At 47.3% G+C, this 1063-nt stretch carries 3 protein-coding genes; 1 reads left to right on the forward strand and 2 read right to left on the reverse strand.

Going from position 1 to position 1063, the window contains the following annotated elements:
• On the forward strand, window positions 1–138 hold a 138-nt coding region (locus AC1DWB_RS35940), incomplete at its 5' end, for an Asp23/Gls24 family envelope stress response protein (RefSeq protein ID WP_477545836.1).
• Window positions 139–275: 137 nt separating this feature from the next.
• Here AC1DWB_RS35940 and AC1DWB_RS35945 read toward each other — a convergent pair.
• Together AC1DWB_RS35945 and AC1DWB_RS35950 are read right to left on the reverse strand one after the other, a co-directional pair.
• Window positions 276–770: an N-acetyltransferase family protein gene (locus AC1DWB_RS35945; protein WP_477545834.1), complete on the reverse strand. Its 495-nt coding sequence runs from the start codon at window positions 768–770 to the stop codon at window positions 276–278.
• On the reverse strand, window positions 745–1063 hold a 319-nt coding region (locus tag AC1DWB_RS35950), incomplete at its 5' end, for an FtsW/RodA/SpoVE family cell cycle protein (RefSeq protein ID WP_477545835.1). The genes AC1DWB_RS35950 and AC1DWB_RS35945, both read right to left, overlap by 26 nt.

Here is a 1063-nt window from a genome sequence, read left to right on the forward strand (position 1 = left end):
TGCCGAATGTTACAGGAGAACGTCAAAGAAGCAGTCGAGAATATGACGGGATTAAACGTCGTTGAAGTGAATGTGAAGGTCGAGGGCGTTGCTTTCAAGGAAGAAGAGCCAGAAGAAACTAGCGCACGCATAAAATAATTGCAATGAACTCATACAGCAGGAGTCCGGATCATCGATCCGGACTTTTGTTTGTTTAACGTAGGATATAAAAACGTCCCGGTTCCATTCGTAATAATGGATCGGGACGTTCTTCGACTTAAGATCATGATAAGGGTTCATTCTTGCAATATTTTCTGATAAAACCATACGTCCTGCCATGCGTCGAACTTGTAACCGACTTCCTTGAAGCAGCCGACGAATTCGAATCCGAATTTGAGGTGAAGGTTCACACTCGTCTCATTCCCACCGGTAATCGCGGACAAGATGACATGGAATTGTTTGCTAGCAGCTAATTGTATTATTTCACTCATGAGTGCTGAACCAATGCCTTGACCGTGAAATCGCTTGTCCAAGTAGATGGACAGTTCCGCTGTTCGGGAATAGGCGGGTTTCGTGCGGAACGAAGTAAGGCAGCAGTAACCAGCTATCTCGCCAGCTTGCTCGGCTACAATAATAGGATACGTCTCTCCGAACTGTCGAAACCATACGAGGCGTTCTGTTAGGGATTGAGCTGTTAAGTCGAATGTAGCGGTCAGATGAAGGACAGCATCGTTGTAGATCGCCAGAATAGAGGGTAGATCAAGTTCAGTGGCGTGCCTTACGCTGTACATGTTGTAGCTCCTCTATGCGTTGATGGCGTTTCTTCTCCCTCTCCGGCTTGTCCGACTTCTCAGGCTTCTCTGGTTTGTTATATTCTCGGGAGATGCTGAGCAGGATACCAATACTGCCCATCATCACAAGCAAGGAGGTGCCTCCAGCACTAATAAATGGCAATGTAACCCCGGTCATCGGAATRGCACCCGTCACTCCACCCATGTTGACAAAGGCTTGAATCCCGATTAAACCAACGATTCCTATGCCGACCAGATTGCCGAACGTATCCGTACTACGAAGAGCAACAAGC

The organism is Paenibacillus sp. P4_E11 (genome assembly GCF_056401635.1).

Bases quoted from the DNA above. Each gene is read 5' to 3' on its own strand.
- AC1DWB_RS35945 (WP_477545834.1), bottom strand. From the start codon at position 770: ATGTACAGCGTAAGGCACGCCACTGAACTTGATCTACCCTCTATTCTG.